This is a genomic window from Streptomyces sp. NPDC028308, assembly GCF_055565855.1.
Genome location: NZ_JBVHTO010000002.1, coordinates 527,021 through 553,904, shown reverse-complemented (window position 1 = coordinate 553,904; position 26,884 = coordinate 527,021). Strand labels below are relative to the sequence as shown.

At 71.7% G+C, this 26,884-nt stretch carries 26 protein-coding genes and 2 pseudogenes; 20 read left to right on the top strand and 8 right to left on the bottom strand.

What is annotated here, in order from left to right; all coding sequences use genetic code 11:
- Window positions 1-171 precede the first annotated feature (171 nt).
- Window positions 172-642 (bottom strand): GNAT family N-acetyltransferase, encoded by a 471-nt coding sequence (locus tag ACZ4VA_RS06835; protein WP_355788978.1) that lies wholly within the window; start codon window positions 640-642, stop codon window positions 172-174.
- A gap of 360 nt (window positions 643-1,002) precedes the next feature.
- Between ACZ4VA_RS06835 and ACZ4VA_RS06830 the strand changes: the two genes are divergently transcribed.
- The 4 genes from ACZ4VA_RS06830 (at window position 1,003) to ACZ4VA_RS06815 (ending at window position 5,655) form a co-directional block, all read left to right on the top strand.
- The gene (locus tag ACZ4VA_RS06830; protein ID WP_356175517.1) at window positions 1,003-2,976 is read left to right on the top strand and encodes a DUF1996 domain-containing protein; all 1,974 of its coding nucleotides are present in this window, start codon (window positions 1,003-1,005) and stop codon (window positions 2,974-2,976) included.
- A gap of 200 nt (window positions 2,977-3,176) precedes the next feature.
- A complete protein-coding gene (locus ACZ4VA_RS06825) occupies window positions 3,177-3,980 on the top strand; it encodes an alpha/beta fold hydrolase (RefSeq protein WP_356239942.1) in 804 nt (267 codons plus the stop codon).
- A complete protein-coding gene (locus ACZ4VA_RS06820; RefSeq protein WP_355788401.1) occupies window positions 3,977-5,311 on the top strand; it encodes a PP2C family protein-serine/threonine phosphatase in 1,335 nt (444 codons plus the stop codon). The genes ACZ4VA_RS06825 and ACZ4VA_RS06820 overlap by 4 nt, the downstream gene beginning before the upstream one ends.
- The gene (locus tag ACZ4VA_RS06815) at window positions 5,308-5,655 is read left to right on the top strand and encodes an STAS domain-containing protein (RefSeq protein ID WP_356175526.1); all 348 of its coding nucleotides are present in this window, start codon (window positions 5,308-5,310) and stop codon (window positions 5,653-5,655) included. Before ACZ4VA_RS06820 ends, ACZ4VA_RS06815 begins: the two co-directional genes overlap by 4 nt.
- On the opposite strand, the gene ACZ4VA_RS06810 is transcribed toward ACZ4VA_RS06815, so the two are convergent.
- Complete coding sequence (locus ACZ4VA_RS06810) at window positions 5,641-6,264, bottom strand: hypothetical protein (RefSeq protein ID WP_356175529.1); 624 nt, start codon at window positions 6,262-6,264, stop codon at window positions 5,641-5,643. The two genes, ACZ4VA_RS06815 and ACZ4VA_RS06810, sit on opposite strands and share 15 nt — an antisense overlap.
- A 53-nt stretch (window positions 6,265-6,317) precedes the next feature.
- Window positions 6,318-6,833 carry a GNAT family N-acetyltransferase gene (locus ACZ4VA_RS06805; protein ID WP_355794903.1) on the bottom strand — a complete coding sequence of 172 codons (516 nt, stop codon included), beginning with the start codon at window positions 6,831-6,833 and terminating at the stop codon, window positions 6,318-6,320.
- A 527-nt stretch (window positions 6,834-7,360) separates the two neighbouring features.
- On the opposite strand from ACZ4VA_RS06805, the gene ACZ4VA_RS06800 reads away from it, so the two are divergent.
- The gene (locus tag ACZ4VA_RS06800; RefSeq protein WP_355794393.1) at window positions 7,361-8,314 is read left to right on the top strand and encodes a DUF5829 family protein; all 954 of its coding nucleotides are present in this window, start codon (window positions 7,361-7,363) and stop codon (window positions 8,312-8,314) included.
- 50 nt (window positions 8,315-8,364) lie between these two features.
- Here ACZ4VA_RS06800 and ACZ4VA_RS06795 read toward each other — a convergent pair whose 3' ends face one another.
- Window positions 8,365-8,835 carry an ATP-binding protein gene (locus ACZ4VA_RS06795; protein ID WP_355794392.1) on the bottom strand — a complete coding sequence of 157 codons (471 nt, stop codon included), beginning with the start codon at window positions 8,833-8,835 and terminating at the stop codon, window positions 8,365-8,367.
- Between the two features lie 226 nt (window positions 8,836-9,061).
- Here ACZ4VA_RS06795 and ACZ4VA_RS06790 point away from each other — a divergent pair, with 226 nt between their 5' ends.
- Entirely contained in the window at window positions 9,062-9,409 is a 348-nt protein-coding gene (locus ACZ4VA_RS06790; protein WP_355794391.1) for an STAS domain-containing protein, read from the top strand.
- A 162-nt stretch (window positions 9,410-9,571) separates the two neighbouring features.
- Entirely contained in the window at window positions 9,572-9,895 is a 324-nt protein-coding gene (locus tag ACZ4VA_RS06785) for a helix-turn-helix domain-containing protein (RefSeq protein ID WP_356175534.1), read from the top strand.
- A gap of 22 nt (window positions 9,896-9,917) precedes the next feature.
- On the opposite strand, the gene ACZ4VA_RS06780 is transcribed toward ACZ4VA_RS06785, so the two are convergent.
- Together ACZ4VA_RS06780 and ACZ4VA_RS06775 are read right to left on the bottom strand one after the other, a co-directional pair.
- Window positions 9,918-10,910, bottom strand: coding sequence for a zinc-dependent alcohol dehydrogenase family protein (locus tag ACZ4VA_RS06780; protein WP_355795536.1), 993 nt, complete (start codon window positions 10,908-10,910; stop codon window positions 9,918-9,920).
- Between the two features lie 216 nt (window positions 10,911-11,126).
- Window positions 11,127-12,053, bottom strand: coding sequence for a hypothetical protein (locus ACZ4VA_RS06775; RefSeq protein ID WP_355782767.1), 927 nt, complete (start codon window positions 12,051-12,053; stop codon window positions 11,127-11,129).
- A gap of 745 nt (window positions 12,054-12,798) precedes the next feature.
- Between ACZ4VA_RS06775 and rpmG the strand changes: the two genes are divergently transcribed.
- The 9 genes and pseudogenes from rpmG to ACZ4VA_RS06730 form a co-directional block, all read left to right on the top strand.
- Complete coding sequence (rpmG, locus tag ACZ4VA_RS06770; RefSeq protein WP_356172349.1) at window positions 12,799-12,963, top strand: 50S ribosomal protein L33; 165 nt, start codon at window positions 12,799-12,801, stop codon at window positions 12,961-12,963.
- Window positions 12,964-13,010: 47 nt separating this feature from the next.
- On the top strand, window positions 13,011-13,271 hold the full coding sequence (locus ACZ4VA_RS06765) for a type B 50S ribosomal protein L31 (protein ID WP_356172346.1): 261 nt from the start codon (window positions 13,011-13,013) through the stop codon (window positions 13,269-13,271).
- Window positions 13,272-13,312: 41 nt separating this feature from the next.
- On the top strand, window positions 13,313-13,435 hold the full coding sequence (gene ykgO, locus ACZ4VA_RS06760; RefSeq protein WP_356172343.1) for a type B 50S ribosomal protein L36: 123 nt from the start codon (window positions 13,313-13,315) through the stop codon (window positions 13,433-13,435).
- 235 nt (window positions 13,436-13,670) lie between these two features.
- Window positions 13,671-14,174 (top strand): hypothetical protein, encoded by a 504-nt coding sequence (locus ACZ4VA_RS06755; RefSeq protein ID WP_355792446.1) that lies wholly within the window; start codon window positions 13,671-13,673, stop codon window positions 14,172-14,174.
- Window positions 14,174-15,568 carry a hypothetical protein gene (locus tag ACZ4VA_RS06750; RefSeq protein WP_468080338.1) on the top strand — a complete coding sequence of 465 codons (1,395 nt, stop codon included), beginning with the start codon at window positions 14,174-14,176 and terminating at the stop codon, window positions 15,566-15,568. The genes ACZ4VA_RS06755 and ACZ4VA_RS06750 overlap by 1 nt, the downstream gene beginning before the upstream one ends.
- Window positions 15,565-16,989 (top strand): VWA domain-containing protein, encoded by a 1,425-nt coding sequence (locus ACZ4VA_RS06745; RefSeq protein ID WP_468080144.1) that lies wholly within the window; start codon window positions 15,565-15,567, stop codon window positions 16,987-16,989. The genes ACZ4VA_RS06750 and ACZ4VA_RS06745 overlap by 4 nt, the downstream gene beginning before the upstream one ends.
- 14 nt (window positions 16,990-17,003) lie before the next feature.
- On the top strand, window positions 17,004-18,116 hold the full coding sequence (locus tag ACZ4VA_RS06740; protein ID WP_355787103.1) for an ATP-binding protein: 1,113 nt from the start codon (window positions 17,004-17,006) through the stop codon (window positions 18,114-18,116).
- Window positions 18,113-20,902 carry a DUF5682 family protein gene (locus ACZ4VA_RS06735; RefSeq protein WP_468080142.1) on the top strand — a complete coding sequence of 930 codons (2,790 nt, stop codon included), beginning with the start codon at window positions 18,113-18,115 and terminating at the stop codon, window positions 20,900-20,902. Before ACZ4VA_RS06740 ends, ACZ4VA_RS06735 begins: the two co-directional genes overlap by 4 nt.
- Before the next feature lie 96 nt (window positions 20,903-20,998).
- A pseudogene (locus tag ACZ4VA_RS06730) lies at window positions 20,999-21,236 on the top strand (cellulose binding domain-containing protein); the annotation flags it as partial.
- 37 nt (window positions 21,237-21,273) lie between these two features.
- On the opposite strand, the pseudogene ACZ4VA_RS06725 reads toward ACZ4VA_RS06730, so the two are convergent.
- Window positions 21,274-22,196, bottom strand: a pseudogene (locus tag ACZ4VA_RS06725) (cellulase family glycosylhydrolase); the annotation flags it as partial.
- A 112-nt stretch (window positions 22,197-22,308) separates the two neighbouring features.
- Between ACZ4VA_RS06725 and ACZ4VA_RS06720 the strand changes: the two are divergent.
- Window positions 22,309-22,941, top strand: a complete 633-nt coding sequence (locus ACZ4VA_RS06720; protein ID WP_356172332.1) for a TetR/AcrR family transcriptional regulator — start codon at window positions 22,309-22,311, stop codon at window positions 22,939-22,941.
- Between the two features lie 122 nt (window positions 22,942-23,063).
- Here ACZ4VA_RS06720 and ACZ4VA_RS06715 read toward each other — a convergent pair whose 3' ends face one another.
- Complete coding sequence (locus ACZ4VA_RS06715; protein WP_468080139.1) at window positions 23,064-24,650, bottom strand: MFS transporter; 1,587 nt, start codon at window positions 24,648-24,650, stop codon at window positions 23,064-23,066.
- 585 nt (window positions 24,651-25,235) lie between these two features.
- Between ACZ4VA_RS06715 and ACZ4VA_RS06710 the strand changes: the two genes are divergently transcribed.
- The 3 genes from ACZ4VA_RS06710 (at window position 25,236) to ACZ4VA_RS06700 (ending at window position 26,880) form a co-directional block, all read left to right on the top strand.
- On the top strand, window positions 25,236-26,159 hold the full coding sequence (locus ACZ4VA_RS06710; RefSeq protein WP_355787720.1) for an SGNH/GDSL hydrolase family protein: 924 nt from the start codon (window positions 25,236-25,238) through the stop codon (window positions 26,157-26,159).
- A 104-nt stretch (window positions 26,160-26,263) separates the two neighbouring features.
- Entirely contained in the window at window positions 26,264-26,503 is a 240-nt protein-coding gene (locus ACZ4VA_RS06705; protein WP_183117239.1) for a hypothetical protein, read from the top strand.
- Window positions 26,503-26,880, top strand: coding sequence for a toxin Doc (locus ACZ4VA_RS06700; protein ID WP_355787716.1), 378 nt, complete (start codon window positions 26,503-26,505; stop codon window positions 26,878-26,880). The genes ACZ4VA_RS06705 and ACZ4VA_RS06700 overlap by 1 nt, the downstream gene beginning before the upstream one ends.
- Window positions 26,881-26,884: the final 4 nt, after the last annotated feature.

The window sequence follows — 26,884 nt, the reverse complement described above, 5'->3', positions numbered from 1 at the left end:
TCCCTGTGAAGGCTGAGGTTCATGCGCCTGACGGGGCCGCCGACCCCCTCGCGACCGACGTCCGCGGACGGCCGGCGAGCGGGTGCCTGAGGGGTCGCCGGGACGGGTGGCGCGGACAGTCGAGAGGGCAGTTCGGCTCAGAGGTCGACCGTTGCGGGGGGGGGGGGGGCGTCACGGACGCCAGTACAGCGACGGGTCCGGGTGGTCGGTGAAACCGAGGGCGCGGTAGAGGGGTTCGCCGTCCTGGGAGGCGTAGAGGTCCACGCGGGCGACATCCCGTTCGCGGAACCAGTCGAGCAGACCGCGCATGATCGCCCGGCTGTGGCCGCGCCGCCGGTGCCCGGGGTCGGTGACGACGCCGATCACGTGCCCGATCCGGCCGTTGCGCAGATGCGGTCCCGGCAGGCGCTGCTCGATCGTGCCGATCCCGCAGGCGGCGAGGCCGTCGTCACCGCGCACGACGAGGATGCGCACGTCCTTCGACGAGATCTGCTCCCGGAGCACGGCGGCGAGGGCGACCTGCCAGTCCCCGTCCTCCGAGGGGGAGTTGAAGAAGTCACCGCCGAGCGTCTCGAAGAGCAGGGCCCGCAGGCGCACGAGCTCGGCGACATCCTCCGCGGCTGCCTGCCGCACCAGTGACATGTAATAAGCGTAGGCGCCCCTAGGGTGTTACGTCCAGAGGGTCGTGTCCGTCGGTGGATCAGGCGCGACACTTCGCCCGCGCAGGTCCGGACGGAGCGACGGGCATCGGACCGCCCGGCGCTCCGTCGATTTGGGGCGGGCCGGATCTCGGGTGTGCCTGTGGGTGCGGCGAGGGATTTCTGTGAATTCCAGGGGCGGTTGAACACGCCGGGGTTCCCCTCCGTACAGAAGGTGGCCATGCCGGCCCGGCAACGAAGCGGTAGGAGTACTTCCTTGGGACGCAACACGCGGAGACGTCCGACAGGTGCACGGCGCGCCAGCTTTGCGGCGGTCGCGCTGATGTTGGGCGGAGGCGGACTGATGGCGGTGAACGTGTACGCCACGGCCTCCGAAGGGGACGCGGCGCAGCCGGGTCAGAGCCGGACCGCGCAGGTCCTGGCCGCCGGAGGCGCCACGATCGACTGCCCGGACGTCGGCAGTCAGCTGACGGAGACGCCGGACGGTGCCAGGGCGGAGGTGGACAAGGAACTCGCCCTGCTGGACAAGCAGATCACCGAGGCGTACCAGCAGCTGCAGGACGCGACGCGGGACGGCGGGCAGGACGCCTCCTTCGCCGACAACGCGATCATGACGCCGCTGAAGGACAAGCGGGCCGCGACGATCGAGCGCATCGCGGTCGCCATCGACCGGGTGGGCGACCGGCCGCAGGGCCTCGACGCCTTCGCGCCGTGTACGCTCCGCGCCTCCGGAAACCAGGACCAGCAGGGCAACGGGGAGTCGGACGAGCCCGGTTCGGAGGGCCAGGACGACGCCGGCCAGCAGGACGGTCAGGGCCAGGACGGTCAAGACGAGGGCGACGGCGGCAACGGGGGCCAGGCGGGCAACGGCCCCGTCGCCGCCGACTTCCAGGACATCACCACCGTCCAGCCGAACGTGCGCACCCCGAACCCCCAGGGCGACGCCTCGCGCGGCACCTTCAGCACCAGCTGCGGCGTGAACGCCAACGGCCTGTTCAACTCCGACAACGTCATCGTGGCGCCGGGTGTCTCCAACGGCGCCCACCACTTCCACGACTACGTCGGCAACCAGGCCAACAGCGCCTTCGCGAGCGACGACGACCTCGCCGGCGGCGAGACGACCTGTGAGGACGAGGGCGACAAGTCCTCCTACTTCTGGCCCGTGCTGCGCGTGCAGAACGGCAACCAGGAGAAGGACGCGAACGCGCCCGGCGGCGGAGTCGAGGGCAACGCGGGCGAGATCGTCACGCCGAAGCAGGTCACGATGACGTTCGTGGGCAACCCGCGCGGCGAGGTCACGGCCATGCCGAAGCTCCTGCGCATCATCACCGGCGACGCCAAGGCGTTCGTCAACGGCACCGCCAACGCCAACGCGTCGTGGAGCTGCACCGGCTTCGAGGACCGGCAGTTGAAGGACAAGTACCCGCTGTGCCCGGACGGCAGCGACGTGGTGCGCACCTTCAAGTTCCAGAGCTGCTGGGACGGCCGCAACATCGACAGCGCCAACCACCGTACGCACGTGGCGTTCGCGGACGCCGAGGGTAACTGCGCGGGCGGCTTCCGGGCCATCCCCCAGCTCGTGCAGCGCATCGTCTACGACGTGGACGCGCCCAGCCTGGAGGACGGTGGCAAGACGACCCCGCTCTTCGGGGTGGACTCCTTCCCCGAGCAGCTGCACAAGCCGGTCACCGACCACGGCGACTTCATCAACGTCTTCGACGAGGACCTGATGCGGGAGATGGTGGACTGCATCAACGACGGCCGTAAGTGCGGCGCGGGCGCAGGAGGCGGCGGCGGTGGCGGCGGCGAGGAGCCCAAGCCGACGCCGAAGCCGACCGACAAGCCGGACCCGACCCAGAAGCCGGACCCGACCGAGAAGCCGGACCCGACGCAGAAGCCGGAGCCGACCGAGAAGCCGGAACCCACCGCGACGGCCTCCACCCAGGCTCCGTCCGGCGGCGACGACGAGGACGACTCGGCGGACACCGGTGGCGACCCCGCCACCGACGAGCCCGCCGAGGAACCGGCGGGCGGGTCGGACGGTGACGACGCGTCGCCGAAGGCCGACACGTCGCCCTCGGCCGTCCACCGCGATCCGGTCACCACGTCGGACGAGGTCGGCGGCCAGGAGAGCGCCGTCCCCGGACCCGAGCCGACCACGGTCGCGCAGGGCGAGCAGTCGGGCGGTTCGCAGGCCGAGGCGCAGGCCGACACCGGCGGGCTCGCCGACACCGGAGCCCAGCTGTGGCCGGCGGCCGCCGGAGCGGTGCTGCTGATCTTCGGCTTCGTACTGCTGCGGCGCGTCAACCAGAGGTAGGGCCGGAAGCAAGCAGAAGGGCGAGCGGAACCGCACGACGGTTCCGCTCGCCCTTCGGGCTTTCCCCCCGGGACTGCAAGCGACGGCCCGGACGGGATCCGACCGGCCCAGAAGAGCGGCAACCCGATCATCGTGTGAGAAGAAACGCTGATCACGAGCGAGGTCACACGTAAAACCCCGCTGGTGGCACCATGGACGGTATGGATGTAGCGAGCAGGAACAATGTCGTGGTCACCGGCCGCGAGGACGGGCCGGTGATCGTGCTCGCGCACGGCTTCGGCTGCGACCAGAACATGTGGCGCCTGGTCGTACCGGCTCTGGCCGAGCGTTTCCGAGTGGTCCTCTTCGACTACGTCGGCTCCGGCTCGTCGGACGTGTCCGCCTGGAGCGAGGAGCGCTACGGCTCCCTGGACGGCTACGCCCAGGACGTGATCGACATCTGCGAAGAGCTGGACCTGCGGGACGTGACGTTCGTGGGTCACTCCGTGAGCGCCATGGCCGGCGTCCTGGCCGCGGCGCGCGCCGAGGAGCGGTTCGCCAGGCTGGTCCTGCTGGTGCCCTCACCCCGCTACATCGACGACGGTGACTACAAGGGCGGCTTCACGGCCGAGGACATCGACGAACTGCTGGAGTCGCTGGACTCGAACTACCTGGGCTGGTCGGCGACCATGGCGCCGATCATCATGGGCAACCCCGAGCGGCCGGAGCTGGGGGAGGAGCTGACCAACAGCTTCTGCCGTACCGACCCCGACATCGCCCGGGTCTTCGCCCGCACCACGTTCCTGACCGACAGCCGCGCGGAGCTGGCCTCGGTGCGGCTGCCGACGCTGGTCCTGGAGTGCGCCCAGGACGTCATCGCCCCGCAGGGCGTCGGCGCCTACGTGCACGCCTCCATCCCCGGCAGCCGCCTGGTCACGCTGGACGCGACCGGCCACTGCCCCCAGCTGAGCGCACCCGAGGCCACCGCCGAGGCGATCGTGACCTTCGCGGCGCCGCCCCGATGACGTGCCGCACGGACCAGGATCCGGAATCATCCAGGCCCGCCGAGAAGCACCCGGAGAGCACCACACGAACCGATGAGGATCGCCCGTCCGACGCGGCGTTCAGCGCGCTGCTGGAGGACGACGTGGAAGACCTGTACGAGAACGCGCCGTGCGGCTATCTGTCCACGCTCCTCGACGGGCAGATAGCCAAGGCGAACACGACCCTGCTGAGCTGGCTGGGCCGCGACCGCGAGGAGACGGTCGGCCGCCTGTACTTCGCCGACCTGCTCACCGTCGGCGGCAAGCTCTACCACGAGACCCACTTCGCGCCGCTGCTGCGCATGCAGGGCGAGGTGAACGGCATCGCCCTGGAGCTCAAGGGGGCCGACGGCACCCGCCTGCCCGTGCTGATCTCCTCCAAGGTGAAGAAGGGCAGCGACGGACAGCCCCTGCTGATCCGCACGACGATCATCGACGCCCGGGACCGCCGCGCCTACGAGAACGAGCTGCTGCGACGGCGGCGGGAGGCGGAGGAGGCCCGCGAGGAGACGGAACGGGCACGGCGGGAGGCGGAGCGCGACAAGGAGCGTCTGCAGAGCGTGCTGGCCGTCCTTCAGCGCAGTCTGGTCCCGCCGTCCTTGCCCCAGGCCCCCGGGATGGAGGCGGCCGCCTACTACCACACGGCTTCCGCGGACCAGCTCGGCGGCGACTTCTACGACGTCTTCGCCCTGGGTGACGGCCGTTGGGGCTTCTTCCTCGGCGACGTGTGCGGCAAGGGCCCCGAGGCGGCCGCGGTGACCTCGCTGACCCGCTACACGCTGCGCGCGGCGGCGATGCACGACGCGGACCCGATCACGGTGCTCACCACCCTCAACACCGTCCTCCACCAGCACTACATCCGGGGCGACCCCCGCTACTGCACGGCCGTCTTCGGCACCCTCACCCCGCACGCGTCCGGCGTGACCATGCGTCTCGCCAGCGGCGGTCACCCGCCGGCCGTCCTGATGCGGGCCGACGGCGCCGCCGAGTACCTGCCGACACCGGGCGGCCTGCTCGTGGGTATCCTGCCGGACGCCCCGTTCAAGGACGTCACGCGGGAGCTGAGGGCGGGGGACACCCTGCTGCTCTACTCCGACGGCCTGACCGAGGCCCGTATCGGCCCCGAGGGCACCCGCTACGGTGACGACGCCCTGCTCGACTTCACCACCGACCTGGCGCCCGCCGGCGCCGACAAAGCCGTCTCCGCCGTCACCACCCTGCTCGAGAGCTTCGGCGACGGACTGGACGACGACACCGCCGTCCTGGCGATCGGCATTCCCGCACCCACCACATCCCACGAAGAACAGACGTGACAGAGCTGACCACCACCATCCGGAACACCCCGACCGGACCCGTGATCACCGTCGAGGGCGAACTCGACCACTACAGCGCCGGGAGGCTGCGCGAGACCATCCGCGGCCTGACGCTGCAACCGGGGCAGCTCCTCGCCCTGGACCTGGGGAGTCTGACCTTCTGCGACTCCAGCGGCATCTCGGTCTTCGTGGCCGCGCACCGCCAGGTCGTGGCCACGCAGGCCCGCATGGCACTCGTCGCCGTGCCCGCCATGATCACCCGGACCCTGGGGATCGTCGGCCTCGACCAGGTCCTGGACGTCCACCCCGACCTGGAACAGGCCGTCCGCTCACGCTCGGCGTGAGCGGGAAGCGGTCCGCGCGGTGACGCACGCCGCCGGACCGCTCGCGTCGCCCAGCAGTCCGGTCACGGTCCCCGCCCCGGCGGCACGCCCCCGCAGACGGAACGCGAAACGCTGCCCCGCCTCCAGGGGGACGGCGCGCTCCAGCCTGACCGTCACGGGAGCCAGGTGCAGCGGGCTAAGCGTGTCGAGACCGGCGGGCAGGGGCACCGTGCCGGGCAGCGATGCGGCGCCCAGATGGCACCACAGGACGCCGCCCGTGGACAGGTCCGTACCGCCCTGCGCCTCGGGCAGCAAGGCGATCTCGGCGGTGAAGGCCGCGTGCGCGCCGATCGAGCCCGGCGTGGCCAGTACCTGCCCCCGCTCCAGGGCCGACGCGACCGGGCCCGGGAGCAGCAGTCCCGGGTTCGAGCCCGCGCGGGCCTCCTCGACGTGCCGTGCGCCGAGTCGGATGCCGATGACGCGGACGATGCGGGCGGTACCGAATCCGACGATCTCCACCTCGTCGCCGCCGCGGACGCTGCCGCGCTCCGTGCCGCCCGTCACCATGACCGTCCTGCCCTGATGGAGCGGGAAGATGTCCTCCACGCGCATCAGGAACGGGCGTGACACGGCGCTCACCGGTCGTTCGCGGCGAGCCCGTGGGCCCCCGACCGGCCGAGGCGTCACAGGCGGCTGAAGGGCTCGGCGTACTCGAAGGTGCCCCGCGTGGCGGGGTCGTACGCGGTCAGGGTGCGGACCTGGAAGTACTTGCCCCAGGCGGGCTCCGGCGGGTCGATGCCGTGGTCCGTGCTGGTGCGGAAGCCGTAGCGGCCGTAATAAGCGGGGCTGCCGAGGAGGCCGACCAAGGGCTCGCCGAGGGCGTCCGCCGCCCCGAGCACGGCATGCATGAGCGCGAGGCCGACACCCCGCCGCTGGTGGCCTGGGTGGACGCTGAGTGGGCCGAGGCCCACGACGGGTGCCGTGCCGACATGCGCGCGCGTGCACACCACATGTCCGACGATCTGGCCGTCGTCGTCCAGCGCCACGAGGGACAGCGAGGGCAGCCAGCCGGCGCAGTCGCGGAGGGAGTCGAGCAGGGTCACCTCGACGGGAACAGGGGTGTCCGGTGCGACGAAGGCGGCGGCGGTGACGGCACGCACGGCAGCGATGTCGGCGGGTACCTCGCGTCGGATCAGCACCGGCACAGTCTGAGGCAGCCGCAACCAGGGCGCAAAGGAATTGAGGTGGGTCTCACGCCGGGGGACTCCGGGCACATGCCCGAGCCGTCGTGGACGCGGCGGCCCTTCCCCTCGTGGAGTCCCGCCGTGCGCTTCTCTCGGGATGCACCCATCCGTGTGCTGCCCGGGCGGCCCGTGTCCCGCTCGGCACCGCCGCCCGACACGCCGGTGCCTGACCCTCCCTCATGTCGAGTTGCGCGACGGCACCGTGGCTGATGTATGCTCGATCTTGAGCGTGCCGCCGAGTTCATCGGAGCCGCGTCTCGCGTCGATGGTCCAAGGAAAGGCGCCCCGCTTCCTGCGGGGAGATGCAGGTGCAAGGCCTGCTCGGCGCTCGACGAAGCCCCATCCCGGTTCTCCGGGGTGGGGCTTTCTTCTGTGCGTACCCGCGGTGGACCCGGAGCGGCGCCGTCCGCGGGCCGGCGGTTTCCCGCCGTCCTGGACGGTTCGACCGCGACCGCGATCGTCCCCGTCCTACTCTCCCTGGCATGCTGCTTCGCCGGATGTCGCGGATGGTCCTGGTTCTGGTCTTAGCGCTTGTGGCCGCCCTGACCGGGGTGGCCGACGGGGGCACCCACACGGCTCGGGCCGACGGGGAAAAGCCCTTCCCGGGGCGGCAGTTGCTGTTCTTCAACCATGCCTACGGCGTGCTCGACCGGGAGACCGCCGACGCCATCGAGCACTCCGGTTACCTGCGCTACTTCGCGAACTTCCAGGTCCGCACGACCACCGGAGCTGGCGGTCAGACCTGGACCGGCCGTTACCTGACGGGCCGTGAGACCTACCTCGAACTGTTCGGGGTCGGAGACCTCCCCGGCCAGGACGGCACCTTCGGCGCCGGGGGCATGGGGGTCTCGACCGAGCGCTCCGGCGACCTGAGGACGGTGACGGCGCGTCTGCGCGAGGCGGGCGTCACCGACCCGGTCGAGTTCCGCCAGACCCGCGACTTCGGCGACGGGGTCCCGGTGCCGTGGTTCGACGCCGTTTTCACCACGGCCCAGTACGACACCTTCGGGGCCTGGGCGATGGAGTACCTGCCCGAGTACTTCGCCGACCCGCGCGGCAACACCGAGCCCGCCGACCACCCCGGCGACGTGGGGCGGGAGCGCTACCTGTCGGACGCCTACCGCGACCACCTCATGCGTGACGTGGCCTCCATCCGCCTCGCGGTCTCCGAGCGCGACCTCGCCGCCACGGTGACGCTGCTGCGGGCGGGCGGGTTCGTCGTCCGTCCGGCGCCGGGCGGAGGCGGTACGGTCGCCCGGCGCGGCGGCACCACCATCCGGTTCGACGCCGTTCCCGTCGGCGAGGTGGGACTGCGCGAGGTCACGTTCGCGTTGAACCGGCCCGTGTCCGACCGGCACGAGGAGCGGATCGGCCGCTCGACCCTCGTCGTGGGCCCGGGCGCCCGCGCCGTGTGGAACTTCGCCGGGAGGCCGTGACGGCGGCGTGCCCGACGGACCGGGGCCGGGCGGGCCCGCGATCGACGGACCTACTTCGACGACCGGCCGGTGAGGTTGTCCGTGAGGGGGAGGAGGGCCGTGGTGCGTTTGCCCGACAGGCCGGGGCGCACGTCGTACTCCTGGCAGACCGCAAGGACTATCTCCAGACCGTGCTGGCCGATGCGGGCGGGGTCGGGCCCGCGGGGGGTCGGCAGGGTCGGGTCGCCGTCCCACACGGTGATCTCCACGCTGCCGTCCACGACGCGCAGGTCGAGCCGGCAGGGCCCGGGAGCGTAGCGGCAGGCGTTGGTGACGAGTTCGCTCACGACCAGTTGAGTCATGCCCAGCGCCCGGGCGGAGACCGGGACGCCGTGATCGGCCTGCACGCGCGTCAGATAGGCGGTGGCGAATCGGCGTGCGGCGCCGATGCAGCGGGTGTCCCCGTCGTAGGCGGCGCACGCCGCCGGAGCGGAACGTGCGCCGGGAGCCTTCTGCTCGCTGTCGTGCGCGGTCTGGTCCATACGGTCGCCTCGCGTTGCCTCGGTCACATGGCCCCGTTGGACGCGTACCCCTGAAGCGTGCCTCCACGTGACTGTCTGGCCGGTCTTTCGCCTCGGCCGCAAGGCCGCGGATCGGTCCAGGCTGATGGTGACATTAACAGGCGGCCGGTTGACACCAGAGTGATTGTTCCGTTTGCGTGGACGCAGCATCAGCGGAAAGGCCGCTGAAGACGATGAGGGAGATGGCATGAACGCCGCCCGTCTGGTCATCTCCCGCCACGTCACCCCAGAGGGTGTGAGCGTGCTGGGGATGGTGGGGGAGATCGATTTCAACACCGTCGGCGACTTCCGCGCGGCACTGGCGGACCGCGAGGGCGCCGAGGGGCATCGCACGGTGGTGGACTTCAGCCGCGTCACGTTCATGGACTCCAGCGGGATCAACGTCCTGGTGGCCGCGAACCGGGACGCCGCCGAGGGCGGCGGCTGGATCCGGCTGGCGTGCCTGCCCGCCGGAGTCCACGACGTCCTGCACATCGTGGGACTCGACGAGGTGCTCCCGCTGTACCCGACGCTGGACCTCGCCCTGACGTCCTGAGGACGGCCGGCCCGGGAGGCAGGGGTGCCGCCCGGGCCGGGCCCCGGCGGTGAGGGACGTAGAATCGCCGTCCACCCGCAAGGGTCCCCGTCCGCAGATCCGCCCCGCAGGTCCCGTCCCGTGGAGTCCGCCGTGTCCCGTCCGCGAAGCACGCCACGCTCCGTGGCGCACCCCGCTCCGGAGGAGTTCACGCTGCAGCGGCTGCTGGAGGCACTGGCCGACCCGGTGCGGCGCGCGGCCGTGCGCCGGCTGGCGCGGGCCGGCCAGGACCTCAGCTGCGGGAGCTTCGAGATGCCGGTCGCGCCGTCGACCTCCACGCACCACTTCAACGTGCTGCGGGAGGCCGGCGTGATCCGCCAGTACTACGTGGGGACGACGAAGATGAACGCCCTGCGCGCCGAGGAACTGGAGGCGCGGTTCCCCGGCCTCGTGTCCGCCCTGCTGTCGGCGGAGGAGAGCGAGCCGGACGCGCGGGCGGCCCGCTGAACCGGACCGGCGCGCGCGGCGGTCAGTGCCGGACGGTGACCACGATCTTGCCCACCTGGGCGTTGGACTCCATGTAGCGGTGCGCCTCGGAGATGTCCTCCAGGTCGAAGGTCCTGTCGACGACCGGGGTGAACGATCCGGTGGACAGCCCGGCGTTGACGAAGGCGACGGCGCGCGCCAGGCGCTCGGGGTCGGAGGTGACCTCGAAGAGGGTGTAGGTACGGGTGCTCAGTGCGGGGTAGCTCCGGGCGTTGGGCAGCGGGGTGGTCCGCGGGTCGAGGGTGCCGTACACGATGAGCCGGCCGCCCGGCGCGATGCCCAGGGCGATCGTCTCGACCCCGGGTCCGGCGACGGGGTCGAAGGCGGTGCGCACGCCCGTGCCGCCGGTGATCTCCTTCAGCCGGGCGGGCAGGTCCTCCTCGTCGGTGACGACGACGTGGGCGGCGCCGGCGTCGAGCAGGCGCTGCTTCTTGTCGGCGGTGCGGGTCGTCGCGACGGGGATCGCGCCGATGTGGTTGGCGGTCTGGATCGCGGCGAGTCCCACGCTGCTGGAGGCGGCGGTGATCAGGACGTGGTCCCCGGGCCGGGTGTGGCCGTCCTCGACGAGCGCGCCGTAGGCGGTCAGGTAGGCCATCCACACCGCGGCGGCGCTCTCGGCACTGACGCCGGCCGGGCGCGGGACCGTGGCGGACGCGGGGACCAGGACATGATCGCCGTAGGTGCCGTAGTCGGTCTGCAGGAACGACGGGACGACGCCGACGGGGTCCCCGACGGCGAAGCCGGTGACGCCGGGGCCGACGGCCTCGACCACTCCGGCGGCCTCGTAGCCCAGCCCCGAGGGGAAGACGGGCTGGTAGAAGTACGAGCCCTCGCGGAACATCAGCTCGGCCCGGTTCAGCCCGATCGCGTCGACGCGGATGCGCAGTTCGCCGGTGCCGGGCTCGCCGACCTCGACCTCCCGCACCTCCAGGACCTCGGGGCCGCCGGTCCTGTCGAACTTCACTGCCTTGGCCATGGGGTTTCCCGTTCCTTCGTCCGTGGTGACTGGGCGCTGCCCGGCCGCGTCGTGCGGCGGGCGCACGTCCACCAAACCCCAAATTACGACGAACGTCAAACTACGACGTGCATCGAATTAAGGGCCACGGAGGTGTGGCGCGTGGAGGTGTCACGGGGGCAGGGAAGGAGCGGCCGACGCCGCCGGCCCCCGGGTGTCCGGGGGCCGGCCCGGTGGTCAGTCGGACCTGAGGTTCTCCAGCGTCGATTTCGTGTCGGTCTTCAGCCAGCCGGACACGTCGGTGACGTCGGCCGGTGTGCTGCCGTAGGACGAGGCGTAGGCGCTCCAGCTCATCTGGTACGTCATCCAGCCGTCGCGCACGGCCAGGATGACCGACTTGCTGCCGCTGGTCCCCGAGCCGGACGTGGTGTCCTGGGTCACCAGGTAGGCCTCGTCGCCGAAGCCGTTGACCTCGTCCACCTCGTAGTCGTCGTACCGCTGGTCGTACTCCGACCACAGGGCCGTGAACTCGGCGGCGGGGTCCGTCTCCTTGTGGAGGTCCATCTGCACCGACAGGTACGCGTCCGAGTACGAGGAGGCGGAGGATTTCTTCAGGGAGATGCTGCAGTAGCTCTGGTCCAGGGCGTCGTGCTCCAGCGAGTTGTGGGTGGGCGCCGAGTCCTCCTCCGTGTACTCGGTCCGCACCGACGAGTAGTCGACCGCGGAGCAGAGATTGGACTTGGCCCGGTACCCGGCCAGGTCCGCCTTGTCGCCGTCGCCCAGGTCCAGCAGGAACACCCCGCCGGCCCACAGGGCGGAGGCGATCAGCGCCCCCACGGCCGCCCACGCGACGGCGTGCCCCGCCGTGCCCTTCCCCCCTGCCTGCGGCGGCGCGGGCTGGATGTAGCCCGGCTGCGCGTACGGATGCTGCTGTGCCGGGATGGACGGGGGCGGAGGCCCGTAACCGCCCGGTTGCTGGCCGGTCGCGTACGGGTCGGCGGCCGGTCTGGGTGGCGCCGCCGGCTGCTGGGCTCCTGGCTGCCCCGCGGGTGCGGCCTGCATGGCGGTCAGCGTGGGGTCGGCGTGGTTCCCGGAGCCCGCGGGCGGTGTCGCCTGCGGCTGGTGGGCGGCCTGGGCCGGAACGTCGTCGGGCCGATCCTTCATCGTTCTGCTCCTTCTCCATGGTCGGTGGAGACGCACTGGGCCCGGGGCGTCGCTCCCCGGGCTGCTCGGGCCGCCGTCACGCGGGCGCGGTCGGTCCGCGGGCGGCGGGGTGGGACGGGCACGGAACCAACTCGGACGATCACGACATCTCCCCGTGAGCCTCGGGACCGGACGGCGGAGCCGGGGTACAACACGCGCGGATGGCTCAACCAGCCGATTCTAGAGGGAAGTTCGGCCGGACGCCGCATTCCGGGAATGGCCGACTCGTGGGTTCTGTTCCTCTCCGTGAAGCCCCTCCGAGTACGTGGACCCGGGCACGGTGAGGTCTAGGGCCTGTCGTTTGGATCAGGCCGGTGTCGTGGGGTCTGGCACGCACATCTGCGGCGTTGTCGTCGGTCGCCGACTCCCCCACTCTCGGCTCCGCTCGATCGAGCGGGGGGACCCCCATCGCGTCGACGCCCTCCTCCGCCTTGCAGCTGCACGCACCAGACCCCGCTCGGGTCGGCCGGGACGAACCGTCTGTCACGGCCGACCTGATCCAAACGACAGGCCCTAGGTGCTCGGCGCGCGGAATCGACGTCTCCGCCTCCCGAGGGATACGGCTTCCGGCCTTCCGGCCGGGCGGGGCGGGAGCCGGAAAAGGATTCCGTGAGGCGGGAATGCGAAGGCGAGGGGCGCTGTTACACCCCACGTAGCTGACATGCGCGAGTCAAGAATCGCGTATGTGGGCGGAAGGAGGACCCTCATGGCACGCACCAGCGCACGCCCCGTCGTCACCCTGAGGTCGACGGCCGGGACCGGAGTCACCTACGTGACCCGCAAGAACAGCCGGAACGACCCCGACCGGCTCGTCCTGCGCAAGTACGACCCGGTGGTCGGCGAGCACGTCGACTTCCGCGAGGAACGCTGAACCGGTCCGGCGTCACCAGGCGAACAGCCACGAGGAGGGACAGCCCCATGAAGCCCCGCATCCACCCCGAGACCCGGCCCGTCGTCTTCCGCGACAGCGCCGCGAACGTCTCCTTCCTGACCCGTTCGACCGCGCGGTCCGCCAGGACCGTCGCCTGGGAGGACGGCAACACCTACCCGGTGATCGACGTCGAGATCTCGTCGGCGAGCCACCCGTTCTACACCGGGACCTCGCGGGTCCTGGACACCGCGGGCCGAGTGGAGCGCTTCGAGCGCCGCTACGGCCGCGCGCCCTCGGTCGGCCGCTGACCGCACGCCCGGACACGGGCGAGCAGAAGGAGAGCAGAGCCATGAAGGTACGCAAGTCCCTGCGCTCGCTGAAGTCCCTTCCCGGGGCTCAGGTGGTCCGCCGCCGCGGTGTGACCTTTGTGATCAACAAGAAGAACCCGCGTTTCAAGGCCCGTCAGGGCTGACGCCGCTTCTTCCGGCCCGCGTCGACGACGCGCCGGGCCACCGACGACCGAGTGCCCGGGCCCAGTTGGGCCCGGGCACTTCGGCGTCCGGGCCCACTCGGGCCTGGGCGCCCCCGTGTTCGGGCTCAGGGGGGCGGACGCGCGGACGTGATCGCGTTGTCAGTGGTCGCGTCTATGTTCAGTCGTGTCCCCGCCGGTGTGGCGGAAGGCTCCCTGGTGCATTGGAGAAGGTGCGTTGTCGGAGTGGGAGAGGTCGAGCACGGCACGGGTGGCGGCACCCGCGCAGCCCCGCAAGCTCGCCAAGGTCCCGTTCGTCGAGCTGGCCGACGGACGTGTGCAGGGCGTGGTGTCCAGCGGATCCGACATCGAGCGGGTCTACGTCTCGTCGGTCGCGTCGGGCACCTACGCGTACGCGTGCAGCACCAACAACAACCGGCCGTGCGGAGGCGCGCGAGGGTCGTTCTGCAACCACATCCGCGCCCTCGTCACCGAAGCGGTCCTGCAGTACGGGGCTGCCCGTGTCGCCCGCTACCTGAGAGTCGACACCGGCGACCAGGAACCGAGCGCGCCGGTCCTCACCGCGGCCATGACCGCCACGGGCCCGGCGCAGGGAGACACCAAGGCCGCGGCGCCCGTCTTCAGCCGGTTCCTGCGCCACCTCGCCTATCTGGAACTGGACGCGAGCACCGCCCCGTTGCCGGAGATGCAGTGGTTCCCGCCGACCAGGACGGCCGCGTGATGCGCGCCGACCTGCTCGCCGAAGGCGAGACCCCCGACGGGCTCGACGAAGCCCTCACCGCCGTCGACTCCTTCGACCGGGTCCTGGTGGCGGGCCTGCTCCGCCCCCAGCCCGCCCAGGCGGCCGGACTGGCCGCGCTCGCCCGGGCCGTCTCCGGGACACCTCTTGCCGCCCGGGTCGGCGAGGCCGCCGACAAGACCGCCGCCGGAGCCGCGGGCGAGGACCACTTCGTCGCCCTCGCCGCCGCCCGTACGGCCCTGCTCGGTTGTGTCCACGACGCCCTCGTGAGCCGCGTGGACGAGGCGACCGGCCGCACCCGCGGCGAGGCGCCGGCACCGGTGGCCGTCGAGCGGCCCGAGGTGAACCTGCTCGCCGCCGCCCGCTCCTGGCTCTGCGACCTGGTGCGCGCGGGGTGGCAGGGCATCGACCACGAGCTGGTGTCCGGCTCGGCGCAGATCGTCTCGGCGATGCTGCCGGACCCCGGGCTGCGCCGCCTCGCGACTCTGCTCGACGGGTTCTCCGCCGAACTCGCCGCCTCCTGCCCGGGTGCCACCCTGGAGCGCGTACCCACCCGCCGCTGGGCCGACCTGTGGTCACGTGCGCTGCTCCTGACGCTGCCCGGCGCGGCCGGCCTGCCGCCCACCGGCACGCTCACCGGCCGGCTGCTGCCGCTGGGCATCGACCTGCAGGAGCACCCGACCGCCGTACAGGCCCAGGTCCACGCGGTGTTCGAACCCGCCGACGGCTCCGCGTCCCGCCTGGTGCGCGCCGCCGTGTCGGCGCCGAAGCCCGACACGGTCGTGGGAGCCGGTCTGTGGCAGCTGCTGCGCCCCCACATGTCCCTGCTGGCCGCCGTGAGCGAAGGCCGGTCGATGGAGCTCACCGACATGCCGGCCACCGCCGCGGGCGACCTCCTGTGGAACGACGGGCACGCACGCACCGGCGAGCCCGCCGACGCCCTCGCCACCGCCCGCGTCGCCCTGCCCACGGCCACCGACCCCGCGACGGCGCCCCTGGACCGGCACCCGGCCGCGATCGCCGTCCCCGTCTTCCTGGAGGGCTACGAGAGCCGGCAGGAGGACGACATGGTCACCTTCACCGTCGCCGGACACCCGCTCCCCGTGGACACCGACCGCATCCCGGCCGCCGGACCGCTCACCCCCGAGGCCGTCGCCAAGTCCGGTGCCTGCGTCGGGCTGCTCCGCTGGGACGCCGGAGCCTTCCGCGTCCAGCCCCTGGCCGTGGAGACGACCGTGCGGAAGAAGGCGGTGGCGGTCCACGCCGGAGCCTGGGCTGGCGGCACCGCCGACAAGGCGGCCGTCAAGGCCGAGAAAGCCGCCATGGACGCCGTCACGGCACTGCGCGAGCGCGCGGGAAGGCTGTTGCGCAAATGACCGAGCACAGCGGTCCCGACACCGCCTCCGCACCCGAGGCCGACTCCGACGAGAACCGCCGCCAGGCCCTGTACTGGCTGCTGCTCGCCCGCCTCTTCGACCCGGAGGAGCAGCCGACCCTGGAGTCGGCCGGTCTCGGCGTCGTCGAGGACCTCGGCCTGCCTCCCGCGCTCCTCGATCCGCAGGCGTCCATCGACGCGATCGTGCAGCGCCACCCCGCTCTGGCCGACGAGTTCGACGCCCTGATGGTGCCCGCGCCGGACGAGGGCGGACGCGACCGGGCCGCCGAAGTGCGACGCGCGGCACTGGTGTCCAAGGTGCTCCTCAACACCTTCGCCACCGGCTCCGGCGCGGTCACCGCGGGACAGCTGTCGCGCTGGCAGTCCGACGCCGGCTGGCTGGAGCGCGCCCTCGGCTGCGAGCCCGGCGAACTGCGTGGCGGCCGGGCGGGCACGGGCGCCGCCGGTCGGGGCGCGGGCCGGGACGCCTCCGGAGGCGGGGGTACGACACCGGACCTCACCCACCTCGTCCCGGCGATCGGTCCGGAACTGGCCGGCATCGAGGCCGACCTGGTCCGGCGGATGAAGCTGCGCGAGGTGCTGGCCGACCCGAAGCTGGCCGCGCGGCTGACCCCGAGCATGTCGCTGATCGAGCAGCTGCTGAGGGACAAGAACAACCTCTCGGGCGTGGCGCTGGCCAACGCCAAGGCGCTCATCCGCCGCTTCGTCGACGAGGTCGCCGAAGTGCTGCGCACCCAGGTCGAGAAGACCACGGTGGGCGCCCTGGACCGCTCCGTCCCGCCCAAGCGGGTGTTCCGCAACCTCGACCTCGACCGCACGATCTGGAAGAACCTCACCAACTGGAGCCCGGAGGAGGAGCGGTTGTACGTCGACCGCCTCTACTACCGGCACACCGCCCGCAAGACGACACCCCAGCGGCTCATCGTCGTCGTGGACCAGTCGGGCTCGATGGTCGACTCGATGGTGAACTGCACGATCCTCGCGTCGATCTTCGCCGGGCTGCCCAAGGTGGACGTCCACCTGATCGCGTACGACACGCAGGCGCTCGATCTCACGCCCTGGGTGCACGACCCCTTCGAGACGCTGCTGCGCACCAAGCTCGGGGGCGGCACCGACGGCACGGTCGCCATGGCCCTGGCCCAGCCGAAGATCGCCGAGCCCCGCAACACGGCGGTGGTGTGGATCTCCGACTTCTACGAGTGGCAGTGCGAGCCGCTGTTCCAGAGCATGGCCGCCGTCCACCGCTCCGGAGCCAAGTTCATCCCCGTCGGCTCGGTGACCAGCGCAGGCCGCGGCAGCGTCAACCCCTGGTTCAAGGAGCGCTTCAAGGACCTCGGAACCCCCGTGCTCTCCGGCCACATCCGCAAGCTCGTCCACGAACTCAAGACGTTCCTCGCCTAGAAAGAGATCCCGAGATGTCCGACCTGCTGCGCGCCCCCGCCGAGATCAAGTACGCCGAGGAGCTGGACTGGCTGGAGTCCGTCGACGACAACCCCAAGCCCTTCTCCTGGCGCCTGTCACCGAAGATGGTCCGCCTGTTCGTCCTGGGCTCCGAGCGCTCCGACGGCCTCGACCGGGAGATCGCGCCCAAGTGGTTCGGCGACCGCAGCTTCGTCGAGCGGTCCATCGTCACGCTCGCCTCCGACCGCGGACTGCTGCTCATCGGCGACCCCGGCACCGGCAAGAGCTGGCTGGCCGAGCTGCTGTCCGCCGCGATCTCCCGCAACTCCACGCTGGTCGTGCAGGGCACGGCAGGCACCACCGAGGACCACATCAAGTACTCGTGGAACGTGTCCATGGTCATCGCCAAAGGCCAGTCACGCGAGTCCATGATCCCCTCACCCATCATGACCGCCATGGAGACCGGTGCGATCGGCCGCTTCGAGGAGCTCACCCGCTCCACCAGCGACGTCCAGGACGCGCTGATCTCGATCCTCTCCGAGAAGTACATCTCGGTCCCCGAACTCGACAGCGACAGCATCGTCTTCGCCAAGCCGGGCTTCTCCATCATCGCCACCGCCAACAGCCGCGACCGGGGCGTCAACGACCTCTCCTCGGCACTCAAGCGCCGCTTCAACTTCGTCCGCATCCCCGTGGTGACGAACAAGAAGAGCGAGGTGGAGATCGTCCGCTTCCGCACGGAGGAACTGCTGCGCCGCCACCAACTGGAGCTGGACGTGCCGCCGACGCTGCTCGACGTGCTGCTGCAGAGCTTCGCCGACCTGCGCGCCTCGGCGGCCGCGGCCGGCAGCGACGACGAGAAGCTGGAGTCCGCGCTGTCCACCGCCGAACAGATCGGCGTGCTGGAGGACGCCATCCTGCACAGCAACTTCTTCGGCGAGCGCGCCCTGACCGCCCGGACGCTCGCCTCCTCGCTCGTCGGCTCCCTGGCCAGGCGCGAGCCCGAGGACCTGGCCATCCTGAACAAGTACCTGCACGGCGTCGTGGAGCCGCGCAGCAAGGAGGAGGGCGGTTCCTGGCCCGAGTTCCTCGAAGGCGGGCGCGACGCGATCGCCACGCTGTCGTGAGCGCCCCCGAGGAGACCTTCAGCGCACTGCGCGGTCAACTCCACGAGGCGGCGCAGACGTTCGCCGGCGGGCCGGACGCCCTGGAGGGCATCCTCCTCGGCATCGTGGACGACGTCGACCGCGCGGTGCGCGAACCGCTGGAGATCTTCCCCGTCTGCCACCACTCGCCCGCCTCGGCGATCGCCATGGCCAGGCGCCTGCGGGAGAAACAGCCCAAGGTCGTGTACCTGGAGCTGTGCGAGGACATGACGCCCCTGCTGACGGAACTGCGCAACTGCAAGCTGCCGGTGGCGATCCAGGCGTTCGCCAGCGAGGTCGACGGTTTCCCGGCCGAGTGGTCCCCGCTGTCGGTGGTCGCCCCCATCACGGAGGCCTCGGCCGAGTACCAGGCGATCGCCTACGCCCTGGACACCCCCGGGGTCGAACTGGTCCTCGTCGACCGCTCCTCGGACCACGTCTTCCAGTGGGACGCCCGCGCGACCGGCTCGGACGAGCCGACCGACCCGGACGCGCCGCCGGCCGAAGAGGAAGCGGCGCTGCACGGCGACGCGGTCGGCGTGGAGATCGGCGACCTGCGGCCGCGCTTCGCCGAACTGGAGGAGCACCTGCTGCGGCACGGCAAGGTGCGGCACTGGTCGGAGTGGTGGCACCAGTACGTGGAACTGCCGCTCGGCGACAGCGACCACGACACCTACCGCCAGGTCATGTTCCTGATCGGCAGCCTCTTCCGGCGCCTGGCGCCGGGGGACCCTCACCGGGTAAGTGTCGACGAGGACCGCGAGCGGTTCATGTGGACCCGGATGCGCGAACACCTGGCGGCCACCGGCACCGACGTGGAGGACTGCCTCTACGTCTGCGGCGCCTACCACGCCGCCAGCCGCGTCGCCGAGTTCGGCGTCCACGGCACCGACACCTTCGAGATCAGCCCTCGTAGCGCAACCGAGTGGCGGTACGGCCTGATCCCGTCCAGCCACGCGGCGATAGAGGCGCAGTTCGGCCTGGCCGCCGGGTCCGTGTCCATCGCGGCGACGGTCTGGGCGAAGAACGTACGCCGGACGCGCGTGCGGCCGTACCGGCTGGCGGGCCAGGCCGGCACGAAGAAGCCGCGGAAGGCCGTGGCGGCGACCGCTTCCGTACCGGCGCCGCCGGCCTCCGACAGACTGACCGGCTTCCTCCAGCGGCCGCCCGTCCTCGACCGCCTGGACGAGACCGAGCTGCTCGGCTGGTCGGTGGACATCGTGCGTGCCGCCCGCCGCAACGGCTACCTCGCCTCCACCGCCGACGCCATCGCGGTGTTCGAGACGTCGATCCTGCTGGCCGGGATGCGCGACCGCGCCAAGCCCACGCCGTACGACTTCCAGGACGCGGCGGTCACCTGCATCGAGAAGGACTCCGTGCCCGGCCGGCGCGACGTGCGCCGCCTCGTCGAGATCATGATGGGCGGCGACCGGGTCGGCCAGGTCGGCTACGACGCGCTGCCGCCCCTGGCCCGCGACGTGCACGACAGGCTCGCCCCGCTCGGCCTCGGACTCCAACAGCGGGGCGTGCAGCGGGCGTTGCTGGACATCGCGTCCGAGCCGCGGCTGGAGCGCTGCTCCGACGTGCTGTGGATGCTGCGGTACCTGATGCCGCAGGGCGCCGCCCGCCCGATCATGGGGGAGCGGAAGCTGGGGGAGCGGCCCATCCAGGAGTCGTGGGACCTGGCGCTCGGCACACACCAGCGTGCGCTGATCGAACTCGGCTACGAGGGCGTCAGCATCGAGCAGGTCCTCGAACAGCGGCTGCGCCGTACCGCGTACAGCGCGCAGGCCACCACGGCGACGGTCCTGGAGGCGGTCGAGGACGCGACGCTGTATCTGCGCAGCCACCGCCTCGCCGACGAACTGGGCACCCGCGCCCTGGAAGTGCTGTCCGCCGAGCGCGGCGTCGAGGGCGCGCCCGAAGTGCTGCGCAGGATACGGCGGTTGCTGGCGTACTACCGGACCAGCCGGCCCGTGCTCCCGCCATGGATCGAGTCCTTCGTCAAGGCGGGCTACGCGCACTACTGCACCCTGCTGCCGACGGCGTTCACCGACGAGGACGCCACCGTCCGCCAGGTCGGGGCCATGCTTGGCTTCCTGTTCAGCATGGAGGGACTGGCCCTGTCACTGGGCTGCGACCGGACCCAGCTGGAGCTGGCCGTCGTCCAGTCGCATCCGCATGACCCGTCCAAGACGGCGCTGCTGTGGGCGGCTCAGGTGCAGCTCGGGCAGTTGTCCCGCGCGGACCTCAGGGCGAGGTGCGACGAACTGCTGGGCAACCCCCTGGTGGTGCCGGCCTATCCGCGTTACCTCAGCGGATTCGTGCACGCGCTGGAGCCTGTCCCCGGCCTCGCCGACTTCGTGGTGGAGGCCGTGTCGAACGCCTTCGGGCGGTTGCCCGACCCCGTGCTCCTGCCATGGCTGCCGACGCTGATCACGACGCTGCGGGCCGACGGTGCCGAGTCGGCGCCGCTGCTGGTCCGCGAGGCCGGGCGGATGTTCCCCGGCCGGCTCGCGGCGCTGGACGCGTGGGTTCCGCCGTGGCGGGCCCAGCCGGAACCCGCGGCCGGCCTGCCTCCGGCGGGAGCGGAGAAGGGCGGCTGCGCGCTCCTCACCGCTCACCCGGCGACGTGCGACGCCGTGGCGGACCTACTGGGCTGCGACGGAGTCTGGGAGACCCCGGACGAGGGCCCGGCGGGGGCGGCGCTGACCGCCCGCCACCCGGCGACGGCCGAGGCACTGGCGGTGCTTCTCGACAGCGCCTGAGCCCGCGGCCCGCCCCGTTCCCGCCCTCGACGGTCACCGCCCGTCGGGACGGACACCCTGACACCGTCACGTCGGGACGAAGGACCCGCGGCGCCTACCGGGACCGCCGGCATCGACGGCTGGAGGCTCGCCTTCGCCTTCGCCGACGGCCAGAAAGTCACCAACATGTGGGGCGGTACCCCTTCCCAGGACGGTGGGAAGGGCCGCGTCTCCGCCGCCTCCACCGTGCCCGCGAAGGGCTCGGTCACGGTCGGCTTCACCGCCGCCAAGGGGGAGCACCAACACGGCGCCCACCGCGTTCACCCTCGACGGCGCCGCCTGCGCCACGTCCTGAACCGGCCCCGACGGGCCCGCGGCCGCCTCCCGTAGGCGGTCGGAGTGGAGGCCGAGACGACGGGGGACTCGGAGTCGCCGCTGACACGGACGACGTCGTAGCCGGTGACACCGACGTCGTCCGCGGAAGCGGCCCAGGTCAGGGTCACGGAGGTGGCCGTCACGGCGGACGCGGCCGGGGCGCCGGCGGGGTCGGGGCGCGGGTGTCGCCCTGGGAGCCGCCGTAGACGGTGGCTTCCCGGGAGGTCTGGAGGATGCCGTTCTCGCCGTGGAAGACGCGTTGTCCCCGGGAGCTGAGCCGGGCGGGGTCGAAGTCGATGGCCAGGTCGAGCACGGGGCCGGTGTTCCCGCTCCAGGACCAGGCCAGGCAGCCCAGCCCGAGTTCCTCGGCGGCGGCCATCATGGTGTCCTCGTCCGGATCGCCGTACTGGTCGGGCGGCCCGCCGAACTCGCCGATCAGGAGGGGGAGTCCGGCGTCCACGAAGGCCTGGGGGTAGTCGGTGACCTTCTGGGCGGTGTCGTAGACGCTGTACATGTGGATCGAGAGGATGAGGTTGCCGGTCGGGTCCGCCGTGTAGACGGACCGGGCCTGGGCGCGCATGACGCCCTGCCGGTCCTGGCCCCAGTTGGGCGCGTCGACCATGATCGTGTGCTCGAACCCGGCGCTGCGGAGTTTGCGGAGCGCGGCGGTGGTGGGTGCGGTCCAGCCGGCCGGATCGGTGTTGCCCCAGGGCTCGTTGCCGATGTTGATGACGACGTGGTCCTCCTCGCCCGTGAGCACGTCCTTGAGGCCGATCCAGTAGTCGGCGGCCTGGTCGACGAGGGACGCGGCCGACTCCTCGCCGTAGCCGGTGGTGTCGTGGACCTCCAGCACACAGATGAGCCGGTCGGCCTTGCACCGGCCGATGACGGCGGCTACGTCCTCGGTGCTGTTCCGGCTCCAGCGGTGACCGTTGGAGAGCCGTTGGCCCGCTTCCGCTACTGCCATGAGGCAGACGTCTCCGCCCGCCTCCCCTGGACCCGAGCGTGTGCCTCGGTCGGTTCGGAAGCCCCAGCTTCCTAGAATGACGTCCGTGACGAACACGGCGGGAGCGCGGCGGGGCCGCAGGCCGGGGAGCCCCGACACCCGGGCCGCGATCCTTGCCGTCGCCCGGCGCCGGTTCCTCCAGGAGGGCTATCACGCGGTCACCCTGCGGTCGGTCGCCGCCGAGGCGGAGGTCGACCTGGCGCTGATCAGCTACTACTTCCGTTCCAAGAAGGGGCTGTTCGGTGCCGCCCTCGCGCTGGGCGCCAACCCGGCCGAGGTCCTGGCCGAGCTGCTCGAAGAGGGGGACCTGGCCACCCTTCCGGAACGTGTCGTGCGGCAGGTCGTCGCCGTCTGGGACGACCCCGTCTCCGGGCCGCCGCTGCTGGCCATGCTCAAGGGTGCCGCCGGCGACGAGGCGTTCGGGGAGCTGGTCAAGGAAGCCGTGGAGCGCGAGATCGTCGAACGGGTCGCGGCCCTCCTGCCGGGGAGGAACGCGCGGCAGTTCGCCGGCGCGTTCACCACCGTGGTCGCGGGTCTGATCACCTCCCGCTACCTCCTGCGGCTCGAACCGGTCGCCTCCATGAGCCCCGAGGAGGCCGTCCGCTACCTGGCTCCGCAGGTGCGGCTGGCCCTGCGCGGCCCGGCACGCCCGCCGACGGCTCCTCGCCGTCCGCGGTGACCCCCGGTGCCGCTGCCTATGTCGATGTCGACGCCACCGTCGCGGAGGTCCGCGACGCGGAACCGGCGCCTCCCGTCGTGCGAGGGAGACGCCGGTCGCCTGGATTAACCGGTCACCTGGACTCACCGGTACGAGTGCTGCTCCTGAGCCGTAGCCGTGGAGGGGCGTGAACCCGCCGCGTCGGTACGGGAGTTGTCGTCGCCGGCGGACGTGGGGGAGTGGGCGGCGGAACGCAGCAGGACGGTGACGGCCAGGGCGGCGAGCCCGGCTGCCACGGCGGCGCCCAGCAGCGCGAGGTGCATGCCGTCGACGAACGCCGTGGTGGCGTGGCCGGCGACCGGGTCACCCATGGCGTGCGCGGCGGCGAGGGAGGACCGGGCGGCCTCGGCCGCGTGGTGCGGCAGGCCGGGCAGGTCCAGCCGCTCACGGTAGGTCGCGCTGAGCAGGCTGCCGAGGACGGCGATGCCCAGCGCTCCGCCGAGTTCGCGCGAGAGGTCGTTCATGGCGGACCCGATGTTCTGCAGCGCGTTCGGCAGCGCGTCCGTGATGCAGGTGGTGGCGGGCGTCATGGCCAGGCCCATGCCGGCGCCCAGTGGCAGGAGTCCGGCGGCGATGAGCCAGTACGAGCTCGACGCGTCCAGCCGCGACAGCACGAGCATCCCGGTCGCCACGCCCACCAGACCGGCCGTCCAGGGACCACGGATACCGAACCGTGCCACCAGGTGCGGGGTGGCACGGGCGAGCGGAATCATGCCGGCGGCCATCGGCAGCATCGCGACCGCCGCCATGAGCGCACTGTCCCCGCGCACCAGCTGGAGGTACTGCATCATCACGAAGATGAAGCCGAAGAAGACGAAGAACTGGAGGGTGATCGACAGCGAGCCCGCGGTGAAGTGGCGGTTCAGGAACAGCCTGGGGTCCAGCAGAGGGTGCTTCTGACGCAGTTCGAAGAACACGAAGCCCGTCAGGACGGCCAGGCCGAGGGCGATGCCGCCGAGGGTCGCCGCGCTGTCCCAGCCGCGGGTCGGAGCTTCGATCACGGAGTAGACGAGGGCGACGAGACCGGCCACCGCGAGGAGCGCGCCTCCGATGTCGAGACGCGGCTGGTCGGCCGCGGCCGACTCCGGCACGAAGAGCAGCGTGCCGATCAGGGCGATCAGCGCGAGGGCGACGTTCAGCAGGAACACCGAGCGCCACGACCAGCCCTCCAGGAGCGCGCCGGTGGCGAACAGGCCGACCAGGGCGCTCGCTCCCGCGACGGCCGCCCAGACACTGACCGCACGCGTCCGCTCCGCCCGCGGGAACGTGCTGGTGATCGTCGACAGGGTGGCCGGCATGACCAGCGCCGCCCCGGCGCCCAGTACGGCGCGCAGACCGATGAGCAGGGAGGGATCGGTCGTCAGCGCGGCGGCGGCCGAACCTCCGCCGAAGAGGGCCAGCCCCGCGAGCAGTGCCCGCCGACGGCCGAAGCGGTCACCGAGGGCGCCCGCGGGCAGCAGGAGCGAGGCGAAGACGAGGCTGTACGAGTCGATGATCCAGGACAGTTGGGTCTGCGTCGCGTGCGTCTCCCGGGCGAGATCGGGCAGAGCGACGTTCAGTGATGCCATCGCGGCGACCACCGTGCCCAGAGCGAGGCACGTGACCACCAGAATCAGGTTGTGGCGTACGACCGGAGCGGGGCCGGCGGCGTTGGCGCGCGTGGGCGACATGTCGCTCTTCCTTCGTCGAGGGGTCCGGGGGATCCCGGTGTCCTGGCTCAACACTCGGCCGCCCGCCCATCGATTTCCACGTTGATGAATTAGGCGAGGCGGGTTCCGTGGATTTGGGACAGGCCGCGCCCGGGCGGCGGATTCTGCGACTGTCGGCGGATCGTCGCTGGTGAGACGACCGGACGCTGCCGTGCGGCCCCGCACCCCACGTGTGCGCTCCCGTGCCGTGGTCACCGCGTTCCCCGCCAAGTCGCGCATCTGTTGAATTCGCGCCGGGGGCAGGAGGTGACCGGCCGTTGCTGCGGCGGGCTGGGCCCGCGGTGCGGCTCATGGGCTCCGCGCGCCCGCGTCCCGCCGGGCACCTTCGCCCGGGACTCTCTGGGCCGGGCGGATGCAATAACGGGCGTGGCCGAGACGACGTTGTCCAAAACCTGGTTCAGGAACCTACCTGCCGGTATACAAGCGCGTAGGTCTTGCGGGGCAGCAGTTCACCACGTCACGTCACCACGGTGGCGCATGTCCGCGTGCGCTCCCTCGGGAGTCCGGCATGTCCCGCACACGGTCACGGTTACAGGGGAGGGCACGATGGACCACGAATCGCGCGAGGGCGGCGCTGTGCCGAGACGGCGGCGCGCCGTCGCACTGGGGGCCGCTCTCGGCAGCTGCGCCCTGGTGGCGGGCTTCGCTCCCGCGGCCACGGCCACGGACGGCACGGGGCACTCCGGGCATCGTACGGACTACGTGGCGCTCGGCGACTCGTACACCTCAGGTCCGCTGATCCCACGTCAGGTCGACGCCAACTGCGCCCGCTCCGACCACAATTACCCGTCGCTCGTTGCCGCCGCCCGCAAGGTCGCCACCTTCACCGACGTCAGCTGCGGTGGCGCGACGACCGCGGAGATGTGGAAGGCGCAGGGGACCAACGGCCCCCAACTGGACGCCGTACGCCGTGACACCGACCTGGTGACCGTGCAGATCGGTGGCAACGACATGGGCTTCGGCTCCATCATCGGCACCTGCGCCGCCCTCAGTTCGAAGGACCTGACGGGCAACCCCTGTCAGCAGTACTACGGTTCGTCCGGCGCCGACCAGCTCACGCTCAACATCCTGGAGACGGCACCGAAGGTGGCCCGCGTGCTGCGCGCCGTGCACGCCAAGGCGCCGCACGCCCGCGTCGTCCTCGTCGGCTACCCCGACCTCCTTCCGGAGGACGGGAGCGGCTGCTATCCGTCGGTTCCGTTCGCGGCGAAGGACTTCCCGTACCTGCGTGACACCGGCAAGCGGCTCAACCTGATGCTGCGCACGGTCGCGCTGCTGAACCGGGCCGAGTACGTCGACACGTACAAGCCGACCATCGGCCACGACATGTGCAAGGCGCCCGCCGACCGCTGGATCGAGCCCCTCCGTCCGGCCGCGCCCGCCGCACCCGCGCACCCGAACGCGACGGGCATGGAAGCCATGGCGGGAGCGGTGCTGGCACGTCTGGACCGGCGCGGCGGTCACCGCTGACGGCACGCGGGCGGGCGGGGTGTCGCAGCGGCGCCCTGCCCGCCCGCTCAGGGCGTCTCGCGCTGGGCTTCCGCTCGTCGGCACCAAGTAGGTACCATTGTCGTATGCCATCGCTCAACGTGTCCTTCACCGACGAGGAACTCGAGGGTGTCCGCGCGGCCGCCGCCGCCGCCGGCAAGAGCCTCAAGCAGTACCTCCACGACCTCGGGGTGCGCGAGATGCAGCGCAAGCAGTTCGTGGACGGCGCGGGTGTGTGGGCCGAGCGGCTGCGCGGTGAGTTCGACGACGCGTTCCCGGACGAGGTGCCGCCCTCCGAGCGACGTGACGGCGCTGCGGCTGCCTGATGCACTTCTACGTTGACGTCGCCTGGCTGCTCGACGTCCAGGAGACCGCCCTGCTCAGCGAGGACATGTCGGTCGCGGACTACTCCGCGCTCGTGGCCGCCGTCGCCCGGCACCGGACCAAGCTGCCCACGCTCGCCGCCGCCGACCCCGACGCGGCGTGGCGGGCGGCAGCGCTGATGCACACCATCGTGCGCCTGGAACCGCTCCCGCACCGCAACAGCCTCTTCGCGGCGTTCGTCGCCGCACAGTACATGGATCAGTCCGGTGAGGGCATCGACCCGCCCTACGGCGGCCTGTCGGACCTGGTCCGCAAGATCCGTGACACGCGTCTCGGCATCCTGCCTGTCGCCGACCAGCTACGGGCGTGGAAGGTCTGAGTCC

What these genes read in the sequence shown, in the direction of transcription:
- ACZ4VA_RS06830 (WP_356175517.1), top strand. Translation starts at nt 1,003, where the DNA reads ATGGCGGTGAACGTGTACGCCACGGCCTCCGAAGGGGACGCGGCGCAG.
- ACZ4VA_RS06795 (WP_355794392.1), bottom strand. Translation starts at nt 8,835, where the DNA reads ATGGACCAGACCGCGCACGACAGCGAGCAGAAGGCTCCCGGCGCACGT.
- ACZ4VA_RS06750 (WP_468080338.1), top strand. Translation starts at nt 14,174, where the DNA reads ATGCGCGCCGACCTGCTCGCCGAAGGCGAGACCCCCGACGGGCTCGAC.
- ACZ4VA_RS06825 (WP_356239942.1), top strand. Translation starts at nt 3,177, where the DNA reads ATGGATGTAGCGAGCAGGAACAATGTCGTGGTCACCGGCCGCGAGGAC.
- ACZ4VA_RS06790 (WP_355794391.1), top strand. Translation starts at nt 9,062, where the DNA reads ATGAACGCCGCCCGTCTGGTCATCTCCCGCCACGTCACCCCAGAGGGT.
- ACZ4VA_RS06700 (WP_355787716.1), top strand. Translation starts at nt 26,503, where the DNA reads ATGCACTTCTACGTTGACGTCGCCTGGCTGCTCGACGTCCAGGAGACC.
- ACZ4VA_RS06715 (WP_468080139.1), bottom strand. Translation starts at nt 24,650, where the DNA reads ATGTCGCCCACGCGCGCCAACGCCGCCGGCCCCGCTCCGGTCGTACGC.
- ACZ4VA_RS06765 (WP_356172346.1), top strand. Translation starts at nt 13,011, where the DNA reads ATGAAGCCCCGCATCCACCCCGAGACCCGGCCCGTCGTCTTCCGCGAC.
- rpmG (WP_356172349.1), top strand. Translation starts at nt 12,799, where the DNA reads ATGGCACGCACCAGCGCACGCCCCGTCGTCACCCTGAGGTCGACGGCC.
- ACZ4VA_RS06775 (WP_355782767.1), bottom strand. Translation starts at nt 12,053, where the DNA reads ATGAAGGATCGGCCCGACGACGTTCCGGCCCAGGCCGCCCACCAGCCG.
- ACZ4VA_RS06835 (WP_355788978.1), bottom strand. Translation starts at nt 642, where the DNA reads ATGTCACTGGTGCGGCAGGCAGCCGCGGAGGATGTCGCCGAGCTCGTG.
- ACZ4VA_RS06710 (WP_355787720.1), top strand. Translation starts at nt 25,236, where the DNA reads ATGGACCACGAATCGCGCGAGGGCGGCGCTGTGCCGAGACGGCGGCGC.
- ACZ4VA_RS06740 (WP_355787103.1), top strand. Translation starts at nt 17,004, where the DNA reads ATGTCCGACCTGCTGCGCGCCCCCGCCGAGATCAAGTACGCCGAGGAG.
- ACZ4VA_RS06705 (WP_183117239.1), top strand. Translation starts at nt 26,264, where the DNA reads ATGCCATCGCTCAACGTGTCCTTCACCGACGAGGAACTCGAGGGTGTC.
- ACZ4VA_RS06780 (WP_355795536.1), bottom strand. Translation starts at nt 10,910, where the DNA reads ATGGCCAAGGCAGTGAAGTTCGACAGGACCGGCGGCCCCGAGGTCCTG.
- ACZ4VA_RS06745 (WP_468080144.1), top strand. Translation starts at nt 15,565, where the DNA reads ATGACCGAGCACAGCGGTCCCGACACCGCCTCCGCACCCGAGGCCGAC.
- ACZ4VA_RS06820 (WP_355788401.1), top strand. Translation starts at nt 3,977, where the DNA reads ATGACGTGCCGCACGGACCAGGATCCGGAATCATCCAGGCCCGCCGAG.
- ykgO (WP_356172343.1), top strand. Translation starts at nt 13,313, where the DNA reads ATGAAGGTACGCAAGTCCCTGCGCTCGCTGAAGTCCCTTCCCGGGGCT.
- ACZ4VA_RS06800 (WP_355794393.1), top strand. Translation starts at nt 7,361, where the DNA reads ATGCTGCTTCGCCGGATGTCGCGGATGGTCCTGGTTCTGGTCTTAGCG.